1 protein-coding gene is annotated in these 1,189 nt (G+C 69.5%); it reads right to left on the bottom strand.

Annotated features, from left to right (window positions below):
• Nucleotides 1–1,182: transposase (locus AB0O29_RS36195; RefSeq protein WP_365160779.1), on the bottom strand; the 1,182-nt coding region annotated here is incomplete at its 3' end.
• Between the last annotated feature and the right edge of the window lie 7 nt (nt 1,183–1,189).

Genomic DNA, 1,189 nt, shown 5'->3' on the forward strand with positions numbered 1-1,189 from the left:
GGCAGGGCTTACAAGATCAGCACTAGCCGGGTTGAGACCAGCCCGGACGAGCATCACGCGGGCGGAGTTCTTGTCCCTGGTGGACACGGTTTCGCACGCGGTGCACGTGTACGTTCTCTCGGAAAGAGGCAGGCGGTGCTTGGCTCTCGCTCCGCAGTGCGCGCAGTCCATGGTGGTGTGCGCGGGATGGACGAGGTGGATCGTGCGCCCGTGCTTGCGGGCCTGCTCGATCAGGACGGCCTTTGCCACGCCGATCGCGGCGTCAGCCGCCTTGCGGGCCATCGTGGACTTTGCCAGGAAGCGCGGGCGGAAGTCCTCCACCGCGAGGTGGTCGAAGTCGCGGACCACGGTCTTGGCCCACTTGCGGGCGGTGTCCTGCCGCTGACGGGCGATCTTCTTCGACACCTTCGCCGCCGCCCGGCGGGCCTCCCTGTACCCGGCGGTGTCGGGCCGGTTCTTCGGCGTCTTGCGGCGGGCCATCATCCGCTGGTACTTCGCGAGCTTCCCCGCGGCGGCCCTGCCGTGCTGGGCATGAGCCAGGTCGTGGGCGTCGGAGGTGGTCGTCGCGGTCTCCTTGACGCCCCAGTCGATGCCTATGTTCCGGCCGGTGGCCGGGAGAGACACGGTCTCGGTGGCGACGACGAACGAGGCGTACCAATGTCCGAGGCTGTCGCGGTACACGCGCACCGACGACGGCACGGACGGCAGGTCACGCGACCACACCACCCTCACAACGATCCCACCCGCCAGATGCAGCCGGCCCTCCCGCAGCCGAAACCCGCGCACGGTGTAGTTCAGCGTCGGCAGCGCATCCCGCTTGCGCTTGACGCGGGGCATCCCGGCCCGCCGCGGCACCGGCAGCTTCGCCTTGATGTCCTTCAGCGCCTTGGCGCGCGACTTCGCGAAGTCGCGGATGATCTGCTGCTGAGGAACCGAAGCACCCTCGCGCAGCCAGGCCACCGAGCGACGGGCCTCGGTCAGCATCTTGTCCAGCTGCGCCGGCCCGCACGTCACCTTGTCCTCGGCGGTCTTGTTCGCGGCATGGACCTTCCGGGACATCGCCACGCACTCGTTCCACACCCACCGACACCGCGCCCACTCGGCTTCGAGCCGGGCCAGCGCGGTGGACGACACGCGCAGCCGGTACGTGTACCGGGCATGCCCGGCCACGCTCTCGGCCACCGGTGTC

The sequence above is a fragment of the Streptomyces sp. NPDC089915 genome (assembly GCF_040684675.1).
Lineage (GTDB): Bacteria > Actinomycetota > Actinomycetes > Streptomycetales > Streptomycetaceae > Streptomyces.